The sequence below is a fragment of the Kosakonia quasisacchari genome, assembly GCF_004331415.1.
GTDB classification, from domain to species: Bacteria; Pseudomonadota; Gammaproteobacteria; order Enterobacterales; family Enterobacteriaceae; genus Kosakonia; species Kosakonia quasisacchari.
The window spans coordinates 190,034-209,991 of the sequence record NZ_SJOP01000001.1; the positions used below are offsets into that span (position 1 = coordinate 190,034).

General features: G+C 57.6%; 19 protein-coding genes. 15 read left to right on the top strand and 4 right to left on the bottom strand.

The window, feature by feature from the left end; all coding sequences use genetic code 11:
* Nucleotides 1–45: 45 nt before the first annotated feature.
* The 7 genes from entC to E0L21_RS00945 all read left to right on the top strand — a co-directional run bounded on the left by entC (nucleotide 46) and on the right by E0L21_RS00945 (nucleotide 7,364).
* Complete coding sequence (gene entC, locus E0L21_RS00915; protein ID WP_131406195.1) at nucleotides 46–1,221, top strand: isochorismate synthase EntC; 1,176 nt, start codon at nucleotides 46–48, stop codon at nucleotides 1,219–1,221.
* A gap of 9 nt (nucleotides 1,222–1,230) precedes the next feature.
* The gene (gene entE, locus E0L21_RS00920) at nucleotides 1,231–2,841 is read left to right on the top strand and encodes a (2,3-dihydroxybenzoyl)adenylate synthase EntE (protein ID WP_131406196.1); all 1,611 of its coding nucleotides are present in this window, start codon (nucleotides 1,231–1,233) and stop codon (nucleotides 2,839–2,841) included.
* Between the two features lie 10 nt (nucleotides 2,842–2,851).
* On the top strand, nucleotides 2,852–3,703 hold the full coding sequence (locus E0L21_RS00925; protein WP_131406197.1) for an isochorismatase: 852 nt from the start codon (nucleotides 2,852–2,854) through the stop codon (nucleotides 3,701–3,703).
* A complete protein-coding gene (entA, locus tag E0L21_RS00930; RefSeq protein ID WP_131406198.1) occupies nucleotides 3,703–4,458 on the top strand; it encodes a 2,3-dihydro-2,3-dihydroxybenzoate dehydrogenase EntA in 756 nt (251 codons plus the stop codon). Before E0L21_RS00925 ends, entA begins: the two co-directional genes overlap by 1 nt.
* On the top strand, nucleotides 4,459–4,872 hold the full coding sequence (entH, locus tag E0L21_RS00935) for a proofreading thioesterase EntH (RefSeq protein WP_131406199.1): 414 nt from the start codon (nucleotides 4,459–4,461) through the stop codon (nucleotides 4,870–4,872). It begins immediately after the preceding gene.
* 168 nt (nucleotides 4,873–5,040) lie between these two features.
* The gene (cstA, locus tag E0L21_RS00940) at nucleotides 5,041–7,146 is read left to right on the top strand and encodes a pyruvate/proton symporter CstA (RefSeq protein WP_131406200.1); all 2,106 of its coding nucleotides are present in this window, start codon (nucleotides 5,041–5,043) and stop codon (nucleotides 7,144–7,146) included.
* Nucleotides 7,147–7,166: 20 nt separating this feature from the next.
* Nucleotides 7,167–7,364 carry a YbdD/YjiX family protein gene (locus E0L21_RS00945; protein ID WP_131406201.1) on the top strand — a complete coding sequence of 66 codons (198 nt, stop codon included), beginning with the start codon at nucleotides 7,167–7,169 and terminating at the stop codon, nucleotides 7,362–7,364.
* Between the two features lie 55 nt (nucleotides 7,365–7,419).
* Here the strand turns inward: E0L21_RS00945 and E0L21_RS00950 are convergent, their stop codons facing one another.
* Nucleotides 7,420–8,163: an SDR family NAD(P)-dependent oxidoreductase gene (locus E0L21_RS00950; RefSeq protein WP_131406202.1), complete on the bottom strand. Its 744-nt coding sequence runs from the start codon at nucleotides 8,161–8,163 to the stop codon at nucleotides 7,420–7,422.
* A gap of 110 nt (nucleotides 8,164–8,273) precedes the next feature.
* Here E0L21_RS00950 and E0L21_RS00955 point away from each other — a divergent pair, with 110 nt between their 5' ends.
* Nucleotides 8,274–8,861, top strand: coding sequence for a TetR/AcrR family transcriptional regulator (locus tag E0L21_RS00955; RefSeq protein WP_131406203.1), 588 nt, complete (start codon nucleotides 8,274–8,276; stop codon nucleotides 8,859–8,861).
* 22 nt (nucleotides 8,862–8,883) lie between these two features.
* Nucleotides 8,884–9,093 (top strand): hypothetical protein, encoded by a 210-nt coding sequence (locus E0L21_RS00960; RefSeq protein WP_131406204.1) that lies wholly within the window; start codon nucleotides 8,884–8,886, stop codon nucleotides 9,091–9,093.
* 60 nt (nucleotides 9,094–9,153) lie between these two features.
* Here the strand turns inward: E0L21_RS00960 and E0L21_RS00965 are convergent, their stop codons facing one another.
* A complete protein-coding gene (locus tag E0L21_RS00965) occupies nucleotides 9,154–10,242 on the bottom strand; it encodes an oxidoreductase (protein WP_131406205.1) in 1,089 nt (362 codons plus the stop codon).
* Nucleotides 10,243–10,404: 162 nt separating this feature from the next.
* Here E0L21_RS00965 and E0L21_RS00970 point away from each other — a divergent pair, with 162 nt between their 5' ends.
* Genes E0L21_RS00970 through E0L21_RS00985 form a run of 4 tightly spaced genes read left to right on the top strand, consistent with a single transcriptional unit; the run spans nucleotide 10,405 to nucleotide 15,236 of the window.
* Complete coding sequence (locus E0L21_RS00970; protein ID WP_131406206.1) at nucleotides 10,405–11,907, top strand: sugar ABC transporter ATP-binding protein; 1,503 nt, start codon at nucleotides 10,405–10,407, stop codon at nucleotides 11,905–11,907.
* Nucleotides 11,904–12,899, top strand: a complete 996-nt coding sequence (locus E0L21_RS00975; protein WP_131406207.1) for an ABC transporter permease — start codon at nucleotides 11,904–11,906, stop codon at nucleotides 12,897–12,899. Before E0L21_RS00970 ends, E0L21_RS00975 begins: the two co-directional genes overlap by 4 nt.
* An 18-nt stretch (nucleotides 12,900–12,917) precedes the next feature.
* Complete coding sequence (locus E0L21_RS00980; RefSeq protein ID WP_131406208.1) at nucleotides 12,918–13,982, top strand: sugar ABC transporter substrate-binding protein; 1,065 nt, start codon at nucleotides 12,918–12,920, stop codon at nucleotides 13,980–13,982.
* A gap of 9 nt (nucleotides 13,983–13,991) precedes the next feature.
* Nucleotides 13,992–15,236 carry an LVIVD repeat-containing protein gene (locus E0L21_RS00985; RefSeq protein WP_131406209.1) on the top strand — a complete coding sequence of 415 codons (1,245 nt, stop codon included), beginning with the start codon at nucleotides 13,992–13,994 and terminating at the stop codon, nucleotides 15,234–15,236.
* Between the two features lie 527 nt (nucleotides 15,237–15,763).
* Here E0L21_RS00985 and mtnK read toward each other — a convergent pair.
* On the bottom strand, nucleotides 15,764–16,963 hold the full coding sequence (gene mtnK / locus E0L21_RS00995; RefSeq protein WP_131406211.1) for an S-methyl-5-thioribose kinase: 1,200 nt from the start codon (nucleotides 16,961–16,963) through the stop codon (nucleotides 15,764–15,766).
* A 101-nt stretch (nucleotides 16,964–17,064) separates the two neighbouring features.
* On the opposite strand from mtnK, the gene mtnA reads away from it, so the two are divergent.
* Nucleotides 17,065–18,087: an S-methyl-5-thioribose-1-phosphate isomerase gene (gene mtnA / locus E0L21_RS01000; RefSeq protein WP_131406212.1), complete on the top strand. Its 1,023-nt coding sequence runs from the start codon at nucleotides 17,065–17,067 to the stop codon at nucleotides 18,085–18,087.
* 106 nt (nucleotides 18,088–18,193) lie between these two features.
* Here the strand turns inward: mtnA and E0L21_RS01005 are convergent, their stop codons facing one another.
* Nucleotides 18,194–18,619, bottom strand: coding sequence for a hypothetical protein (locus tag E0L21_RS01005; RefSeq protein ID WP_131406213.1), 426 nt, complete (start codon nucleotides 18,617–18,619; stop codon nucleotides 18,194–18,196).
* A gap of 216 nt (nucleotides 18,620–18,835) precedes the next feature.
* Between E0L21_RS01005 and E0L21_RS01010 the strand changes: the two genes are divergently transcribed.
* Nucleotides 18,836–19,954, top strand: coding sequence for an ABC transporter substrate-binding protein (locus E0L21_RS01010; protein WP_131406214.1), 1,119 nt, complete (start codon nucleotides 18,836–18,838; stop codon nucleotides 19,952–19,954).
* Nucleotides 19,955–19,958: the final 4 nt, after the last annotated feature.

Consider the following 19,958-nt stretch of genomic DNA (forward strand, 5'->3'; position numbering starts at 1 on the left):
AAATGATAATCATTATTATTTCATTTATCGTTGTTGGAGGATGATATGGATACGTCCCTGGCTGAGGAAACCCGGCAGTCTGCGAAGACACTGGCCGCGGATCAGTTTTTCTTTATGTCGCCGTACCGCAGTTTCACCACCTCCGGGTGTGTGGCGCGTTTCTGCGAACCTGCCGCTGGCGGCGATGCGCCCGATAGCGCTTTCCAGCAAAAGCTGGCGCAAGCCTTTGCCGATGCAAAAGCGCAGGGCATTGCCCGCCCGGTGATGGTGGGGGCGATCCCCTTCGATACCACGCAGCCGTCTGCGCTGTTTATCCCGCACACCTGGCAAACTTTCTCCCGTCCGGATAAACAGCGGTCCGCCTGCTATTTCAACAGCGGCGCGATGCCGAATGTCACGGCGCAGCAGGCTATCCCGCCGCAAGACACGTTTATGCAGATGGTGGCGAACGCTGCCGCCCGCACTGCTACGCCGGAAGTCGACAAAGTGGTGCTCTCACGGCTGATTGAGATCACTACCGACAGCCGTATCGACAGCGGGGTGTTGCTGGAGCGTCTGATTGCCCAGAACCCGGCCAGTTTTAATTTCCACGTTCCGCTGCCGGATGGCGCTGTACTGCTGGGCGCAAGCCCGGAACTGCTGCTGCGCAAAGAGCAGGAGCGCTTCAGTTCGCTGCCGTTGGCCGGTTCCGCACGTCGCCAGCCGGACGATATTCTTGACCGCGAAGCCGGCAACAAGCTGCTGGCGTCGGAAAAAGACCGGCACGAACACGAACTGGTGACGCAGGCGATGAAAAACGTACTGCAACCGCGCAGCCAAACTCTGACACTGCCGGATTCGCCGCAACTGGTTACTACGCCCACCTTGTGGCACCTGGCCACGCCGATTGAAGGCACCGCATTAGCCGGTGAAAACGCGCTGACGCTGGCCTGTCTGCTGCACCCGACCCCTGCGTTGAGCGGCTTCCCACACCGGGTGGCGAAACAGGTGATTGCCGAGCTGGAGCCGTTCAACCGCGAGCTGTTTGGCGGCATCGTTGGCTGGTGCGACGCGGAAGGAAACGGCGAGTGGGTGGTCACTATTCGCTGCGCACGGCTTCACGATAACCACGTTCGTCTGTTTGCCGGTGCCGGGATTGTTCCGGCCTCTTCGCCGCTTTCGGAGTGGCGCGAAACCGGCGTCAAGCTAAGCACCATGCTGAACGCATTTGGTTTGCACTGAGGATCAAGCATGACCATTCCTTTTACCCGCTGGCCGCACGAGTTTGCAGGGCGTTACCGTGAAAAGGGCTACTGGCAGGATTTGCCGCTGACCGACATTCTCACCCGCCACGCGCGCAGTGACGCCACGGCGGTGATCGACGGTGAACGGCGCTACAGTTACCGCCAGCTCAACGACGCTGCTGATAACCTGGCCTCGGCGTTACAGGCGCAGGGCATCACGCGCGGAGAAACGGCGCTGGTGCAACTGGGCAACGTGAGCGAGTTCTATATCACCTTCTTTGCGTTGCTGAAAATTGGCGTTGCGCCGGTAAATGCGCTGTTCAGCCATCAGCGCAGTGAACTGAACGCTTATGCCTCTCAAATCGCACCCGCGCTGCTGATTGCCGATCGTGCGCACGCCCTGTTCGCGAACGACACGTTTCTCACCACGTTTTTCGCGGAGCACCCATCGGTGCGCGTGGCGCTGTTGCGCGGCGACAGCGGCGAGCTGGCACTGGAAAATGCCATTGCGCGCCCGGCGGATAATTTTATTGCCTCGCCAACGCCTGCCGACGAAGTGGCGTTTTTCCAGCTTTCCGGCGGCAGTACCGGCACGCCAAAGCTCATTCCGCGCACGCACAATGATTACTACTACAGCATTGTGCGCAGTAACGAGATCTGCGAATTTAGCGCGCAAACCCGTTATCTCTGCGCGCTGCCTGCGGCGCACAACTACCCATTGAGTTCACCCGGTGCGCTTGGCGTATTCCACGCTGAAGGCTGCGTGGTGCTGGCTGCCGATCCGAGTGCCACACTCTGCTTCCCGCTGATAGAAAAACACCAGATTAACGTCACCGCGCTGGTGCCACCGGCGGTGAGCCTGTGGTTACAGGCAATTGCCGAGTGGGGCAGCAATGCGCAACTCGCCTCGCTGCGACTTTTGCAGGTGGGCGGTGCGCGTTTATCGGCAACGCTTGCGGCGCGTATTCCAACCGAGATCGGCTGCCAGTTGCAGCAGGTGTTCGGCATGGCGGAAGGGCTGGTGAATTACACCCGGCTGGACGATCCCTTTGAACGCATTATCAACACGCAAGGCCGCCCGATGTGCCTGGATGATGAAGTGTGGGTGGCGGATGAAAACGGCAATCTGCTGCCGCCAGGCCACGTTGGCCGCCTGATGACGCGCGGTCCGTACACCTTTCGCGGCTACTTTAACAGCCCGGAACATAATGCCCGCGCCTTTGACGAAAACGGTTTTTACCGCTCCGGCGATCTGATTTCTATCGACGAGCAGGGCTATATCACCGTGCAGGGGCGCGAAAAAGATCAGATCAACCGCGGCGGCGAGAAGATTGCCGCCGAGGAGATCGAAAACCTGCTGCTGCGCCATGAGTCGGTGATCCACGCCGCGCTGGTCAGCATGGAAGACAGCCTGCTGGGCGAAAAAAGCTGCGCTTATCTGGTCGTGAAAGCGCCGGTACGCGCGGTGGCAATCCGCCGCTTCCTGCGCGAGCAGGGTGTGGCCGAGTTCAAACTGCCGGATCGCGTGGAGTGCCTGGACGCACTGCCGCTGACGCCGGTGGGGAAGGTTGATAAAAAACAGTTACGCCAGTGGTTAGCGCAACGCGCTACAGCGTAAAGGAGAGAAGATGGCGATTCCAACATTACAGGGCTACACGCTGCCAGGCGCGGCCGATATCCCGCAAAACAAAGTGAGCTGGCCGTTTGAGCCGGAACGTGCGGCGCTACTGATCCACGATATGCAGGATTACTTTGTTAACTTCTGGGGCGAAAACTGCCCAATGATGCAGCAAGTGGTGGCGAACATCGCCGCACTGCGCGATTTCTGCAAGCAAAACAACATTCCGGTTTACTACACTGCGCAGCCGAAAGAGCAGAACGATGAAGACCGTGCGCTGCTCAATGACATGTGGGGGCCGGGCTTAACCCGCTCGCCGGAACAGCAAAAAATTGTTGCACAACTCGCACCGGATGACGCCGACACCGTGCTGGTGAAGTGGCGCTACAGCGCGTTTCACCGCTCGCCACTGGAGCAGATGCTCAAAGAGACCGGTCGTAACCAACTGCTGATCACCGGCGTCTATTCGCACATTGGTTGTATGACCACCGCCACCGATGCGTTTATGCGCGATATCAAACCGTTTATGGTCGCCGACGCGCTGGCGGATTTCAGCCGTGAAGAGCATTTGATGTCGCTGAAATATGTTGCCGGGCGTTCTGGTCGCGTGGTGATGACGCAAGAATTGCTGCCAGTGCCGGGCAGCAAAGCGGCATTACGCGCGCTTATCCTGCCGTTGCTGGATGAATCCGACGAGCCGCTGGATGACGAGAATCTCATCGACTACGGCCTCGATTCCGTGCGCATGATGGCGCTTGCCGCGCGCTGGCGCAAAGTACATGGCGATATCGACTTTGTGATGCTGGCGAAAAACCCCACTATTGATGGCTGGTGGGCGCTGCTTTCCCGCGAGGTGAAATAATGGCCAGCCTGGATTTTACCGGCAACATTGTCTGGGTGACCGGGGCCGGTAAAGGCATCGGTTATGCCACCGCCAAAGCCTTTGTCGAGGCGGGCGCACACGTGACTGGTTTCGATCTGGCCTTTGGCGGCACGGATTACCCCTTCTCTTGTGAAGTGCTGGACGTTGCCGACGCCGGGCAAGTGCAGGCGGTGTGCCAGCGCTTGCTGATGCAAAGCGAGCGGCTGGACGTGCTGGTGAACGCCGCCGGCGTTTTGCATATGGCTGCCACCGACGAACTGACAGCGCAAGCCTGGCAAAACACCTTCGCCGTTAACGTTGGCGGCGCGTTTAACCTGTTTCAGCAGACGATGGCGCAATTTCGCCGTCAGCAGAGTGGGGCGATTGTGACCGTGGCGTCTGACGCGGCGCACACGCCGCGCATCGGCATGAGTGCATATGGTGCATCGAAAGCGGCGCTGAAAAGCCTGGCGCTCAGCGTCGGTCTTGAGCTGGCGGCAAGCCGTGTGCGCTGCAATATCGTCTCGCCGGGATCGACCGACACCGACATGCAGCGTTTGCTGTGGCTGAGTGATGACGCCGAACAGCAGCGCATTCGCGGGTTCGGCGAGCAGTTCAAGCTCGGCATTCCGCTGGGGAAAATCGCCCGGCCGCAGGAAGTGGCGAACACCATTTTGTTCCTCGCTTCCGATCTGGCAAGCCATATCACTTTGCAGGATATCGTGGTGGATGGCGGCTCGACGCTGGGGGCGTAGATGATCTGGAAACGTCATTTAACGCTTGATGAACTGAACGCCACCAGTGAAAACACGCTGGTGGCGCATCTATCCATGGTTTATACCCGCATCGGCGATGATTTCCTTGAAGCGGAAATGCCGGTTGATGGCCGCACACATCAACCTTTTGGTCTGCTGCACGGCGGTGCGTCGGCGGCGCTGGCGGAAACGCTGGGATCAATGGCGGGTTACATGATGACCCGCGAGGGGCAATGCGTGGTGGGCACGGAATTAAACGCCACCCATCACCGCCCGGTTTCACAGGGTAAAGTGCGTGGCGTTTGCCAGCCGCTGCACCTTGGTCGGCAGAACCAAAGCTGGGAAGTGGTAGTGTTTGATGAACAGGGGCGACGCTGCTGTACCTGTCGTCTCAGCACGGCGGTGCTGGGGTAATTTCGCCCTCTCCGTGACAGGGGAGGGCGCATTCTTGCGATCCCGTTAACACAATCAGGTAAATGCCTGGTGGCAGGGCAAATTTCCCATGTTTCAAAGTTGTTAAAACCCGCGAGTTGATATAGATACAAAATGTAACATCTCTCTGTCTCTCAACGGATACCCGCTATGAACAACTCAGGGAAATACCTTATTTGGGGCGTGCTGTCGTTAGTTGGCGCATTTGCCCTCGGCTATATCGCGCTCAATCGTGGTGAACAGATCAACGCACTGTGGATAGTGGTTGCTGCGGTCTGTATCTACCTTATCGCTTACCGTTTTTACGGCCTCTATATCGCCAAAAATGTGCTGCAGGTTGATCCGACGCGCATGACTCCGGCGGTGCGCTACAACGATGGCCTCGACTACGTACCGACAGACAAAAAAGTGCTGTTCGGTCACCATTTTGCGGCGATTGCCGGGGCAGGCCCGCTGGTGGGGCCGGTGCTGGCGGCGCAGATGGGGTATTTGCCGGGCATGATCTGGATCCTCGCGGGCGTGGTACTGGCCGGTGCGGTGCAGGATTTCATGGTGTTGTTTATCTCCACCCGCCGCGACGGGCGTTCGCTCGGTGAAATGGTGAAAGCGGAGATGGGGCCGACCGTTGGCGTGATTGCGCTGGTGGCGACCTTTATGATCATGGTGATTATTCTTGCGGTGCTGGCGATGATTGTCGTCAAAGCGCTGACCCACAGCCCGTGGGGAACTTACACCGTCGCCTTTACCATTCCGCTGGCGATTTTTATGGGTATCTACATTCGTTATCTGCGCCCCGGGCGGATTGGCGAAGTGTCGGTGATTGGCCTGGTACTGCTGGTGTTCGCCATTATTTCTGGCGGCTGGGTGGCAGCAAACCCGGCGATTGCACCGTACTTTGATTTCACCGGCGTGCAGTTGACGTGGATGCTGGTGGGCTACGGTTTTGTCGCCTCGGTGCTGCCGGTGTGGCTGCTGCTGGCACCGCGTGATTATCTCTCTACTTTCCTGAAAATCGGCACCATTATCGGCCTTGCGATCGGCATTCTGATCATGCGCCCGACGCTGACCATGCCTGCGCTGACCAAGTTTGTCGATGGGACAGGCCCGGTGTGGACGGGTAACTTGTTCCCGTTCCTGTTTATTACCATCGCCTGTGGCGCGGTTTCCGGCTTCCATGCGCTGATCTCCTCCGGTACCACGCCGAAGATGCTCGCCAGTGAAGGGCAGGCTTGCTTTATCGGTTACGGCGGCATGCTGATGGAGTCATTCGTGGCGATCATGGCGCTGGTGTCGGCGTGCATTATCGATCCGGGCGTCTACTTCGCGATGAACAGCCCGATGGCGGTATTAGCACCTGCTGGCACCACCGATGTGGTGGCGTCGGCGGCGCAGGTGGTGAGCGGCTGGGGCTTTAGTATCACCCCGGATGCGCTCAGGCAGATCGCCAGCGAAGTGGGCGAGCAGTCGATCATTTCACGCGCGGGCGGTGCGCCGACACTGGCAGTGGGCATGGCTTATATTCTGCACGGTGCGCTCGGCGGCCTGATGGATGTCTCGTTCTGGTATCACTTTGCCATTCTGTTTGAGGCGCTGTTTATTCTGACGGCGGTCGATGCCGGGACACGCGCGGCGCGCTTTATGTTGCAGGATTTACTCGGTGTCATTTCACCGAACCTCAAACGCACGGAATCGCTGCCTGCTAACCTGCTGGCAACCGGCTTATGCGTACTGGCGTGGGGGTACTTCCTGCACCAGGGCGTGGTCGATCCGCTCGGCGGCATTAACACCCTGTGGCCACTGTTTGGCATTGCCAACCAGATGCTGGCGGGCATGGCGCTGATGCTGTGTGCGGTGGTGCTGTTCAAGATGAAACGCCAGCGTTACGCGTGGGTGGCGCTGCTGCCGACCGCCTGGCTGCTGGTTTGTACGCTCACCGCAGGCTGGCAAAAAGCCTTTAGCCCGGATGCGAAAGTCGGCTTCCTGGCCATCGCCAATAAGTTCCAGGCGATGATCGACAGCGGCAATATTCCGGCGCAGTATACCCAGTCTCAACTGGCGCAACTGGTGTTTAACAACCGCCTCGATGCCGGTTTAACCATCTTCTTTATGGTCGTGGTGGTGGTACTGGCGTTCTACTCGCTGAAAACCGCGCTGGCGGCGCTGAAAGACGATCAACCGACGGCAAACGAGACGCCGTATCAGGAAATGCCGGGCGACGTTGAGCAGATTGTCGGCCAGGCAAAAGGTGTGCATTAATCGCGTAACGCGGAGGGTTTATGTTCGATACGCTTTCAAAAGCCGGGAAGTATTTAGGCCAGGCGGCGAAAATGATGATTGGCGTCCCGGATTACGACAACTATGTCGAACATATGCGCATGACGCACCCGGAGCAGACGCCGATGACCTATGAAGAGTTTTTCCGTGAGCGCCAGGATGCGCGCTACGGCGGGAAAGGCGGCGCACGCTGCTGTTAACACACTTATTGTTCAAAAAGCGGCGCGTAAGCGCCGCTTTTCTTTTGCGCCAGCATCAGGCGTTGGTGCCACCATCAACAACAATATCCGCACCGGTAATCTGTTTCGCCGCCGGGCTTGCGAGGAAAGCGACCGCTTCGGCAATATCCTGCGCTTCGCCGTAATGCCCGAGCGCAATCATACGACGCTGCTCGTCCGCGCCTTCGCCATCCGCCGGGTTCATATCGCTGTCTGTTGAACCGGGTTTGACCATATTCACGGTAATGCCGCGTGGACCCAAATCTCGCGCCAGCCCGCGTGTTAACGAGTTCAGTGCGGATTTGGTCATTGAATAAATGGCGATATCTTTAAACGGTACGCGATCGGAGAGGCAACTGCCGATATTGATAATGCGCCCGCCGTTGGGCAGATGCGCGATCGCTGCTTGCGTTGAATAGACCACGCCGCGAATATTCACGTCGATCATCGCATCGATATCTTCCTGCGACATCGCTTCTAACTGGCCGCCGCGCGCGATCCCGGCGTTGTTAACCAGAATATCCAGCCCGCCGAGTTGCTGCACGGTTTGATCAACGGCGGCGCGGGCAGCTTGTGGCTCGGCGCTGTTGGCCTGTATTGCCACGGCGTTACGCCCCAGCGCGCGGATCGCGTCCACAACAGCTTGTGCTTTATCGGCGGATTTTTCCCAGGTGATGGCGACATCCGCACCTTCCCGCGCCAGCGTTAAAGCGATGGCTTTTCCCAGACCCCGGCTCGCACCGGTAACCAGCGCGCGTTTTCCTGCAAGTGAATGTGACATGGTGGCTCCTGAATTATGTGTCGATTGATACATAATTAAAATAAACAGGCTTCCATACATTCGTCAATATTATTAATATACCGATCAGCACAAAATGCGAGGAGGCGAAAGTGAGCCGGGGAAGACCACGGGAATTTGACCGTACCGATGCGTTGAATAAAGCGATGAAACTCTTCTGGCAGAAGGGGTACACCGCGACATCCATGAACGATCTGTATGAGGCGATGGGCATTAAATCGCCGAGCTTATACGCGGCGTTCGGCAGCAAAGAAGATCTTTACGATGAGGTGTTGCAGCATTACGAACAGTGCGTTGCGCCGTCAATCTGGGGTGATATGGCAAGCGAGCCATCACCGAAGAAAGCCATTGCGCAGTGGCTGGAGCGTTCGGCAGAAGTTTTAACCCGCTGTGATTTGCCGCACGGCTGCATGGTGACACTGTCAGCGGTGGCCAGCGAAGGCCATGAACGGCTGGGCGAACGGGTTCGCCAGTTGCGTAATGGCGGCGTTGCGCAGCTAAAAGCCCGTCTTAGCGAGGCGCAGCAACGCGGCGAGTTGCCTGAAACCACCGATATCGACGCACTGACCCGGTTGTATGTCAGCATTCAGCAGGGGATGTCGATTCAGGCGCGCGACGGCGCAAGCCGGGAAACGCTGCTCGGCATTGCGCGTATGGCGATGGGGTTGTGGCCTGCATAATCCCGAAACAGAGCTTTCGGGGATGGGTTTATCGATCTTCTGTGGTGTGCCAGACACGCAGAATAATGATACGGGTGTCGGTCTGCGCGTAAATCATCTCAACGCTACCACCATTATGATTGGCAAGAAGATTGCCGATAACATCCGTGGCCGCACGCCGCTGCTACGCAGCAATGCAGATGACTTTGTCGCGAGGGAAAGCCCGATTCGTGGCAAGCTTGTCAGGGCGTAAAAGAAAATGCCGCCAGCCAGGTGTGGCCTGATGGCGGCATAAAACAGAACGCGTCAACAATCAGCGCGACAGCGCTTCCACTTTTTCAAACGCCGCGCGCAGCGTATCGGCGGAGAGTTCCACCGGCAGGTAGTGAATCGACTCCACCGGGCGCAAAGTGTGAGCAATCACTTTGTCCAGCTCTGCGCGGTTGTTGATATCCACCTCCAGCTCCGCAAGCGTAGTGGGCAGGTTGAAGCGCTGATAGGCGTTAATCAACTGTGCCAGCACATCGTCCTGGCCGAGCAGGGCGCTTTGCACCAGAATGCCATACGCCACTTTGGTACCGTGCAGAAACTTCTCCGTTTGCGGTAACACCGTTAAACCGTTGTGTACCGCATGTGCGGCGGCGAGGCGGGTGTAGCGCTCGCCCAGACCGCCAACCATCCCGCCCCCAGCGATAATCGCATCCACCACATCACGAAATACCTGCGTATCTTCGCCGCGCTGCTGGTCGGCTAGTGCTTGTTCACTGCTGTCCAGCAACACATTGCGGATTGCCAGCGCGCCGTTAATGCCCAGCCGCACTGTGAGCGGCAGCGTTTCCGGCTGCGGCGCTAATACCACCGCCTCATACCATTTCGCCAGCGTATCGCCGATGCCTGCCAGCAAGTATTCCGCAGGTGCATTGAGGATGATTTGCGGTTCCACCAGCACCAGAAAATTGGCGTCGTCGAAAATTTCAAAGTGCAGCGCCTGACCGGCATCGTTATACCAGACCGATAGCGGCGTCCACGCCGCGCAGGTGGCGGCGATGGTCGGAATGGCAACCACTGGCAAACCGAGACGGCGCGCCACCGCTTTAGCGGTATCCAGTAGCGCACCGCCGCCAACGCCAATCACCACTGCGCGGTCATCGCCCGCCTGCTGCGCCAGTTCATTGACGTCGTGTTCGCTACAGTGGCCTTTAAACAAAATGTGTTTCGCGCCGGGCGCGTTAAACCCTTGCGGCAGAAACGCTTTTGCCCCGGCAATGGCGCGCTCGCCATAGATCCATATCGCGCGCGCCAGTTGTTCTTCGCTGAAGAAATCGTGCAGCCGCGCGAGGCTCCCGGCGTGGGAAAAGTAGTTGGCCGGGCCGGGGACGACGCGGATATCAGTGCTGCTCATAGGGTGTGTCCTTGTACGTGATCGCTAACCCGATGTTATGTCTGGACATCCGGATGGCTAATAATATTTAGCTTTATCTTATGCATTTTCTGTCGTTGCCAGTCAAGCGAGGCTGTGAAAAATTCGTTAAATCAACCTATTAATTGCAGGAACACCGTGGGTATGAGCAGCAACCACCTCGAAATGCGCGGCATTAGTCTGGCCTTTGGCGGCTTTAAGGCGCTGTCGCAGGTGGATTTCACCCTGCGCGGCGGTTCGGTGCATGCCTTAACCGGCGCGAACGGCGCGGGGAAATCGACGCTGATGGCGGTGCTGTGCGGCACATATGACCATTACGAAGGGGAAATCGCCATCAACAACCAGGCGGTGTCGATTCGCACCCCGCGCGATGCCAAACAGTTCGGTATTCATCTGGTGCAGCAGGAAGTGGATGTGGCGCTGATCCCCGGCTTAAGCATTGCCGAGAACATCATGCTCGATAAGCTGGCGGACGCCGGGCACCACTATCGTTGGGGCGAGATTCGCCACCGTGCGCGCGAGGCGCTGGCGCAACTGGACGTTGAGCTTGATGTGAAACGCTCAATTGATAGCTGCACGCTGGCAGAGAAGCAGCAGATCCTGCTGGCGCGTGCGCTCTCGCACCACTGCCGTTTTTTAATTCTTGATGAACCCACCGCGCCGCTCGACCAGCATGAAAGTGAGCGCTTGTTCACCGTGGTCAAACGCCTGCAACAGCAAGGTATCGGTGTGGTGTTTATCTCGCACCGCATCCACGAACTGAAAGCGATTTGCGACACTTTAACGGTGCTGCGCGACGGCAAATTGATTGAATCCGGCCCGATGCGTGAGCTGAGCGGCGAAGAGATCGTCGAGAAGATGCTCGGGCACGAACTGAGTGACATCTACCCGCCTGCGCGCCCGCCGTACAGCGAAGAAGTGCTGTTAAGCATTGACGGCTTGCATGACGAAGGGTTGTTGAAAGATATCTCGTTGCGCCTGCGCAAAGGGGAGATCCTTGGCATTGCCGGGCTGGCGGGTGCCGGAAAAACCGAGCTGTGCAAGGCGTTGTTCGGCGCGAACAAAAGCCGTATCACCCGCGGCGAGTTGAATAACCAGCCGTGGCGGCCGCGCGATCCGGCAGATTCGGTGATGCGCGGGCTGGCGCTGGTGCCGGAAGAGCGGCGCAAAGAGGGCATTTTTATTGAAGAGCCGGTGAGCATGAATTTGTCCATCAGCGCGGATAACAGCTTCTCGCGCTGGGGATTTTTTGGTCACCGCCAGGCCTGGCGCTGGGCGCAGGAAGTGATTGCCCGCGTGGGCGTGCGTACCAGCGGGCCGGGGCAGACGCTGCGCCGTCTTTCCGGCGGCAATCAGCAGAAAGTGGCGATTGGCAAATGGCTGCGCGGTAACGCCAATGTGGTGATTTTTGATGAGCCGACCAAAGGCGTGGATGTGAAAGCGAAAACCGACCTGTTCCAACTGATTGACGGGTTGGCACGCGAAGGCAAAGGCGTGATTTACGCGTCGGGCGAATTCGCCGAACTGGTGGGTTTGTGTGATCGGATTTGTGTGCTGTGGGATGGGCGCATTGTGGCAGAAGTGCAGGGCGAGGATGCCCGCGAAGAGACGCTTCTTTATTATTCCACCGGAGGAACGGCGCCGTGAGTAAGGCCCTTTCAGTCAATGCGGCGGTAACGCCCCGCCAGCAGTTTTTTGATTTTCTCTATAAATGGGGCATGTTGCTTACCGTGGTCGCGCTTGTCGCCATTTTTGGCGTGGCGTCGGACAACTTCCTCGATCCATTCAACATCATCAACATTTTGCGCTCGATCGCTATCGTCACGGTGATTGCGGTAGGCGTCTCTATTTCGTTGACCATCGGCGGGTTTGATCTGTCGGTCGGCTCGACCGCTTCACTGGCTAACGCGCTGGTGATTTCGCTGTTTGTCTGGCACGGCGTTGGCACCACCGAAGCGATCGTTATCACGCTGGCGCTCTGTACGCTGGTGGGGTTGTTCAACGCCTTTTTGATTGTGGTGCTGCGCATCCCGGACATGCTGGCAACGCTCGGCAGCCTGTTTGTGATTCAGGGCGTGGCAATGACCTACAGCTATGGCGGCTCGATTACCGAAAATATGGTGTTGCCGAGCGGGGATATGGCGGAAGGCACCATTCCGGCGGCGTTTGGCCTGCTCGGCCAGGTGCCAACCATTGTGGTCATTATGCTGGTGGTGACGGTCGTCGCGCAGTTGGGCTTGTCGCTGACCACCCACGGTCGCCGCATGTATGCCATTGGCGGCAACCCGGAAGCCGCGCGTCTTTCCGGCATTCGCACCACGCGCTACAAAGTGGCGGCGTATGTCATTGCTTCGCTGCTGGCTGGGCTTGGCGGCATTCTGCTGGCGTCACGCATTGGCTCTTCGCAGGTCAACGCCGGTGGCGGTTATTTGATGGATGCGGTAGCGGCGGCGTGGATCGGTTTTTCGCTCGCCGGTTCCGGCAAACCGAATGCGCTCGGCACGCTGGTAGGGGCGGTTATTCTCGGCGTGCTGCAAAACGGGCTGGTGATGCTATCAGTGCCCTATTACGCGATGGACATTATTAAGGGGCTGGTGCTGGCCGGTGCTCTTGCGTTGACTTACTTCCAGCGTCGTTAATTATCCAGGGGAAAACAGATGAAAAAAATTGCACTCTCACTGCTGGCGCTGGGCTTACTGAGCGCCCTGCCAGGCCACGCCGCAACACCTGCGCCGGTGCCGGACGCCATTGCTAACCACAACGGCCCGGTACGCATTGCGCTTATCCGCAACCTCGGTTCGGACGACAACACTACGCAGTTTGTCTCCGGCGCGTTGCAGGAAGGTAAAAAACTTGGCTTTAAAATCAGCACCTTTTTAAGCAACGGCGATGACGCCAAATTCCAGGACTTCGTTAACCAGGCGATCAGCCAGAAATATGACGGCATTATTCTGTCGCAGGGGCGCGATCCGTACTCCACCGATCTGATTAAAAAAGCCGTTGCTGCGGGCATCAAAGTGGCGGTGTTTGATACCGCCGTCAACGGTGAAATTCCGGGGGTGACGGTCACGCAGCAGGATGACGCCTCGCTGACCAAACTCTCCTTTGGCGAGCTGGTGAAAGATTTCAACGGCAAAGCCAACATTATCAAATTGTGGGTCGCCGGTTTCCCGCCAATGGAGCGCCGCCAGGCCGCCTACGCCGAGCTGCTGAAAGCCAACCCTGGCATTAAAGAGCTGGAGTCGATTGGTGCAGTCTCTTCCGATGTGCAGGGCGACACGGCCAACAAAGTGGGCGCGGTGCTGGCGAAGTACCCGAAAGGGCAGATTGATGCGATTTGGGGCACCTGGGATGCATTCAGCCAGGGCGCGTATAAAGCGCTGAAAGAGAACGGTCGCACCGAGATCAAACTCTACAGCATCGACGTCTCTAACCAGGATCTGCAACTGATGCGCGAGTCGGGCAGCCCGTGGAAAGTGAGCGTGGCGGTGGATCCGAAACTGATTGGCGCAACCAACGTGCGCCTGATCGCCAATAAGATTGCTGGTGAACAGACGCCCGCGACGTACGACTTTAAAGCCGCTGCCATTCCACAGGCGCTGCTGGCAAGCCAGCCGGGGGCGGTGAATGTGGCGTCGCTGGGGAAAATTATTCCGGGCTGGGGCCAGACGGAAGATTTTATCGCGCCGTGGTTCGCCACGCTGGAAGCGAAAAACAAGTAAGGAACGGACATGGCGAGTGAGTTACCGCGCCCCGAATACAGCCGCAATATGCGGCTGATTGGCCACAGCGATCAGGGCGGTCGCCCGGACGGTGTGCAATTGATGGTGCATCGCGGTTTTGCCTATATCGGGCATATGGTGTCGCAGGGTTTTTCGATTGTGGATGTGCGCGACCCGAAAAACCCGAAACCCGCCGGTTATGTACCGGCACCGCCGGGCACCTGGAATGTGCATCTGCAAGCCCACGACGACTTGTTGCTGGTGATCAACGCCCGCGATCTGTTCGCCGATGCGCGCTTTGCTGATGAAAAGGTCTATTACACCCGTTCGGTTGGCGAGACAGTTAGCGATGTGCAGGACAAAGGCTGGAGCGCCGGGCTGCGTATTTTTGATATCTCCACGCCGGATAAACCGCGCGAAATCAGCTTCCTGTCGCTTAATGGTATCGGTATTCACCGTATCTGGTATGTGGGCGGGCGCTGGGCGTATGTGTCGGCGCTGATCGACGGTTTTACCGACTACATTTTCCTGACTATCGATCTGGCCGATCCGCGTAAACCGCAGGTTGCCGGGCGCTGGTGGCTACCAGGGATGAACCAGGACGCAGGGGAAACGCCAACGTGGCCGGAAGGTAAACGTTATGCGTTACACCACGCGATTATCGCCGGGGATACGGCTTACGGTAGCTGGCGCGATGGCGGTTTAACGCTGCTGGATGTGAAAGACAGAACGCAACCGAAGCTGATCAGCCACCGCAACTGGAGCCCGCCGTTTGGCGGCGGTACGCACACCGCGCTACCGCTACCGGACCGGGAATTGCTGGTGGTGTTGGATGAAGCGGTGCTCGATAATCAGGAAGATGGCGAGAAGCTGATCTGGCTGTTTGATATTCGTGAGCCGTCCAACCCGGTAAGCATCTCCACGTTCCCGCAGCCGGACGAAACCGATTATGTGGCGAAAGGGGCGCATTTCGGGCCGCACAACCTGCACGAAAACCGCCCCGGCAGCTTTATCAGCTCGACGCTGATTTTTGCCACTTACCAGAACGCGGGTGTGCGGGCTTACGATATCTCCAACCCGTATCGTCCGGTGGAAACTGGCGCGCTGGTGCCTGCCGCGCCAGCGAAGATGATGGATACGCGGCCTGCACGCCCGCGCGTTATCCAGTCTTGCGATGTGTTTGTGGATGCGAACGGCATTATCTACAGCACCGATTACAACGGCGGGCTGTCGGTGATTGAGTATCTGGGGTAAAACGCAGGCCGGATAAGGTGGAGCCACCCTTCGGCAAAACCGCCAATTCGGCGTGTGAGAAAGGATTCCGTTCATCAGATGTTTGGCGGACACATAACCTATGTGGCTCGTGAACGGGAAAAGGGGGCGCCGCCGCGCTCCCCCTTTTCAATCCCCCGCGGCCCCGCAGGGAAATCGGTGCTGCGCACTGCGCTCACCTCCCGCACATCTGCCTGCGGTCGGCTCGACTCGAGATTACTCGTCCCATCCCTGGGACTCGCCCCTTCGGGGCCAGCGCTAGCGCTGTTCAAAATTGCTCCTGGCAATTTTGTCATGTCTAGACTCGCCTCTGGCCGCCTTCCCTGGCGTCCAGACCTTGCCATCTGTGCTGCGGTTCGCCGATTTCGAGCGGGGACACAACCCCATTGCTGTAAGGGCAGTGCCTGAAATAGCGAATGTGTTGCTGTAGAGCGGGGACTGAGTAGGCCGGGTAAGGCGTAGCCGCCACCCTGCATTTAATACTGGAGCACAATGTTTGCCGGATGGTTTTACGAATACTGGCGCACCCGCGCGATCAGCTCTTCCACGCTATCAATCCGCTCGGCGATGACAATCAGCGCTTTGCCGAGCGTAATCGCATGGCGCAGGCAGGCGTGGCGCATCTCTTCGTCTTTAATGGTGTCGATATCGGCGACGTGCGAAAGCCCGACGCTGCGGCGAATGAGCTCGGTGCCGCAAAAACCGATCGCGTCGGTCCATACTTTTTTCAGGAAAGCGCTGGCATAGCCCGGTTGTGCTAGCGCTGCGTCGCGGGTTTTCTCACTCGCCAGCGCCTGAAAGCGCTCGGCGAAGGTGGTCCACACGGTTTGAATATCGGCCAGACGCTGTTCACGCGCACTAGCCGCATCGCGAATGCCCAGATGCCCAGGCAAACCGCAGTAGTTGAGCAGCAGGTTGCCGATGGCGGTGCCGATATCAAAACCGATCGGGCCGAAGTAACCAAATTCGGCGTCAATCGCCTTCAGGCGACCGTCGGCGACAAAAATCGAGCCGCTGTGAATATCGCCGTGCAACAGCGCTTCGGCGTGGGAGAAGAAGCGGTGTTTAAGCGCTGCGACCGCCAGTTTTAACTGCGCGTCATCACGCAGGGCGGCGACCTCCGTTTCCAGCGCGGCCGGGTAGTTATTGCGCTCATGAACCTGGTAGGGATCGTTGAAGAACAGGTCTTCAGTGATTTCGCACATTTCCGGGTTGATGAACTGCGCGACCTGCGCTTTTTTGGCATGCGGATGCAGATAAAAATCGCTGGTGTGAAACAGTACCTGCGCCAGGTATTCACCCAGTTGCGCAGCGGCTTGCGGATAATAGACGTTGTTTATCAATTCGCCGCGCCAGATTTTATGATCGGAGAGATCTTCCATCACCATCACCGCCAGCGCCGGGTCGAAGTGGAGGATTTTCACCGTGTGCTGCGGGCTGTGCTGGTAGTGTTCAACCAGCGTTTGTGCTTCCAGCCGGGCGCGATCTAACGTTAACGGCCAGGATTCACCGACGCAGCGCACATAGGGCAGCGCCTGTTTGACGATAATGCGGCTCACACCCTGGGTGTCGAAAATTTTGAACACCAGATTGAGGTTACCGTCGCCCACCTCTTGCGCGTCCACCAGTTCGGACGGGTTGTCCAGGCCGCCAAATTGTTGTGCATACGCCACGGCATCGTGGGCGGAGAAGGTACGGTATTGCGACATTGCCTCGATCCTCTTTTTCTAATAAAGCCATTTAGACGTCTATACATCCGGAATTCATCCTGACACAATACGCTACAACAACGCAACAGGGATTTAACGCTATGCAGCCATTACAGACCACCAGTCTGCGCGTCGTCGACAATCACTTATTTATTCTCGACCAACAGGCCTTACCGCAGCAGAAACAGTGGCTACCAGCCAGTACGGTAGAAGAACTTGTCGGCCATATTCATGCGCTGCGCGTGCGCGGAGCGCCCCTGATTGGCCTTTCTGCGAGCTTATTGCTGGCGCTGCTGGCAGAGCAGGGCGCAAACCGCGACCAACTGGCGCAGGCGCTGGAAACGCTGCGCGCGGCGCGACCCACAGCAGTAAACCTGATGAATAACCTTGATCGCATGAAACGGGCGCTCACACAGGAGCACTTTGTGGCGGCATTAACCGCCGAAGCACTGCGGCTTATTGATGAAGACAAACAGCTATGTGACAACATTGCAGTGGCCGGTAGCGCGCTGGTGACGCCGGGCAGCCGCTTGCTGACCCACTGCAACACCGGTGGGCTGGCGACAGCGGGCGTTGGCACCGCACTGGGTGTTATTGCGCTCGCCCATCAGCAGGGCAACGTGGCGAATGTGTGGGTGGATGAAACCCGTCCCCTGTTGCAGGGCGGGCGGTTGACCGCCTGGGAACTGGGCGAGTTGGGTGTGCCGTATCAGTTAATTACTGATTCGATGGCTGCCAGCCTGATGGCGAAAGGGCTGGTGGATGCGGTGTGGGTGGGTGCGGATCGCATTGCTGCCAATGGCGATGTGGCGAACAAAATTGGCACCTATTCGCTGGCGGTGCTGGCGAAATTTCACCACGTGCCGTTTTACGTGGCCGCGCCGCAAACCACACTCGACCCGCACTGCCCGAACGGTGATGCCATTCCTATTGAGCAGCGCGCTGCTGGGGAAGTCACCGGCGTGGCTGGGAGTTTTGGCGCAGTCAATTGGGCGCCGGAAAACGCGGCGGTTTACAACCCGGCGTTTGATGTCACGCCAGCGGCGCTTATTAGTGGCTGGGTGCTGGACAGCGGCGTGGTAACACCCTCTGATGTGGCGAACGGGATTTTCCAGCTCCACTAATTGCCAATCGACAGGCCGGATAAGCGTTATCCGGCGTCACCACCGCTGTCTGCTTGCCGGATGGCGGCGTGCCATAAGGGAGGCGACAGAATTGGGCTGGCGGAATTTATGTTGCCGGGTGCAGCAAAATAACGTCCTTATCAATGGTGCTGGCCTGGCTTTGTGGCGTACTGGCGTTTTTGTCATAGCGCGGCGGGGTGATAACCGGGTAGACGAAACTGCCCTGCTCGCTGCACTGCTCAGGCGCTTTCGCCCCGGCATAAAACAGATAGTACTGACCGGAATCCGGGAAAAAGGCTAAGTTGTCGCCGTTGCCAAACGTGGTACTCCAGAACGGCACGCCTGCCTGGGTTTTGCTGCGCTCTTTACCTGACGCGACCTGGAAATGGTCGCTCCACTTCATGGTTATCAGGTTGTAGTTAAAAAAGGAGACTGTCAGGTTGCCGCGTGTCGGGCAGTGAAGTTTGACAGCATCGTCGGCCCGCACGCTGGAGATAAAGGTTATCAGCAATAAAAGCAGGGAGTATTTCATCGGCGGTTTCCGCAGGTTTTGAGCAAAGCACGAAGGTAATCCATCGCGCCGGTGAAAATCCGTAAGAAACGATGTCAGCAAAAGAGAAAACGAATCAGGATGTTAACGCGGGGTTGCGGTCAGCATATTTTTTGATGTTGTATATGTTTCGTTTAATTTGACATGATAATAATTATCAAAATCATTAATATCTGACCATCAGCAGGGTTGTTTTTTATGCAAGGGAAATCACTCTTTACGCTCGCGCTCTCCGCTTTTCTCGCTGTTCCCATGCTGGCGCATGCCACGCAATATCCGCTCACCGTTACCGATTTTGATGGCCGCAACGTGACCATTGAACACGAACCGCAACGCATTATTTTGCAGGACGGGCGCGACATCATGACGATGGCGCTGCTGGATCGCGACAATCCGTTTAAACGGCTGGTGGCATGGAACAACCTGGCGAAAAAACAGGACATCGCCACCTGGGAAATGTTGAAAACCCAGTGGCCGGAAGCGACCCGCATTATGGACATGGGCTTTAGCGATAAAGGCAATGTTGATCTGGAAAGCGTACTGGCAAAACAGCCGGATCTGATGATTGCGCAACTGCGCGCGAAACCGGCGCTGGCCGACAGCGGTGTGCTGGCCAAACTGACCGCGCTGCATATTCCGGTGGTGTTTGTTGATTACGAAGTGAACCCGGCAAAAGACACTGCGCCGAGCATCGATCTGCTGGGCAAAGTGATTAACCGCGAAAGCAACGCGGCGGCGTACACCGCCTATTATCGCCAGCAACTGGTGGCGATTGAGCAGAAAACGGCGGCCATCAACCCGAAACCGAAAGTATTCGTCGAAGCGCTGGCTGGTAACGCGGATAGCTGCTGTTTTACTCACGGCCACAGCGGTTGGGGCGGGCTGGTTGAAGCGGTCGGCGCGAAGAACCTCGGTTCGGAATTGTTGCCGGGCGCAACCGGGTTTATCTCGCTGGAGAAAATCATCAGCGTCAACCCGGATGTCTATATTATGACCGGTTCCAAACGGGGCAACAGCCAGGTGTTACCGCTCGGTTTGAATGTGTCGCAGATTGAGGTGAACAACCAGGCGCAGGTTCTGCTGCAACGCACCGGCGTCGGTCAGATCCCGGCGGTCAGCGCAAAACGTGTTTATGGCGTTTACCACCACTTTTATAACCATCCGTACAACATTGTCGGCATGGAATATCTGGCGAAAGATATCTATCCGCAGGCGTTTGCGGATTTGAACCCGGATGCGACCTACCATCACATCATCAAAAACTTCACCAAACTGCCGGATAACAACTTCGTCTATAGCTGGCAGCAGGGCAAATGAGTAC

Excerpts from the sequence above, each read along its gene's own strand:
- entC (WP_131406195.1), top strand. The coding sequence starts at position 46 with ATGGATACGTCCCTGGCTGAGGAAACCCGGCAGTCTGCGAAGACACTG.
- entE (WP_131406196.1), top strand. The coding sequence starts at position 1,231 with ATGACCATTCCTTTTACCCGCTGGCCGCACGAGTTTGCAGGGCGTTAC.
- E0L21_RS00925 (WP_131406197.1), top strand. The coding sequence starts at position 2,852 with ATGGCGATTCCAACATTACAGGGCTACACGCTGCCAGGCGCGGCCGAT.
- entA (WP_131406198.1), top strand. The coding sequence starts at position 3,703 with ATGGCCAGCCTGGATTTTACCGGCAACATTGTCTGGGTGACCGGGGCC.
- entH (WP_131406199.1), top strand. The coding sequence starts at position 4,459 with ATGATCTGGAAACGTCATTTAACGCTTGATGAACTGAACGCCACCAGT.
- cstA (WP_131406200.1), top strand. The coding sequence starts at position 5,041 with ATGAACAACTCAGGGAAATACCTTATTTGGGGCGTGCTGTCGTTAGTT.
- E0L21_RS00945 (WP_131406201.1), top strand. The coding sequence starts at position 7,167 with ATGTTCGATACGCTTTCAAAAGCCGGGAAGTATTTAGGCCAGGCGGCG.
- E0L21_RS00950 (WP_131406202.1), bottom strand. The coding sequence starts at position 8,163 with ATGTCACATTCACTTGCAGGAAAACGCGCGCTGGTTACCGGTGCGAGC.
- E0L21_RS00960 (WP_131406204.1), top strand. The coding sequence starts at position 8,884 with ATGGGTTTATCGATCTTCTGTGGTGTGCCAGACACGCAGAATAATGAT.
- E0L21_RS00965 (WP_131406205.1), bottom strand. The coding sequence starts at position 10,242 with ATGAGCAGCACTGATATCCGCGTCGTCCCCGGCCCGGCCAACTACTTT.
- E0L21_RS00970 (WP_131406206.1), top strand. The coding sequence starts at position 10,405 with ATGAGCAGCAACCACCTCGAAATGCGCGGCATTAGTCTGGCCTTTGGC.
- E0L21_RS00980 (WP_131406208.1), top strand. The coding sequence starts at position 12,918 with ATGAAAAAAATTGCACTCTCACTGCTGGCGCTGGGCTTACTGAGCGCC.
- E0L21_RS00985 (WP_131406209.1), top strand. The coding sequence starts at position 13,992 with ATGGCGAGTGAGTTACCGCGCCCCGAATACAGCCGCAATATGCGGCTG.
- mtnK (WP_131406211.1), bottom strand. The coding sequence starts at position 16,963 with ATGTCGCAATACCGTACCTTCTCCGCCCACGATGCCGTGGCGTATGCA.
- mtnA (WP_131406212.1), top strand. The coding sequence starts at position 17,065 with ATGCAGCCATTACAGACCACCAGTCTGCGCGTCGTCGACAATCACTTA.
- E0L21_RS01005 (WP_131406213.1), bottom strand. The coding sequence starts at position 18,619 with ATGAAATACTCCCTGCTTTTATTGCTGATAACCTTTATCTCCAGCGTG.
- E0L21_RS01010 (WP_131406214.1), top strand. The coding sequence starts at position 18,836 with ATGCAAGGGAAATCACTCTTTACGCTCGCGCTCTCCGCTTTTCTCGCT.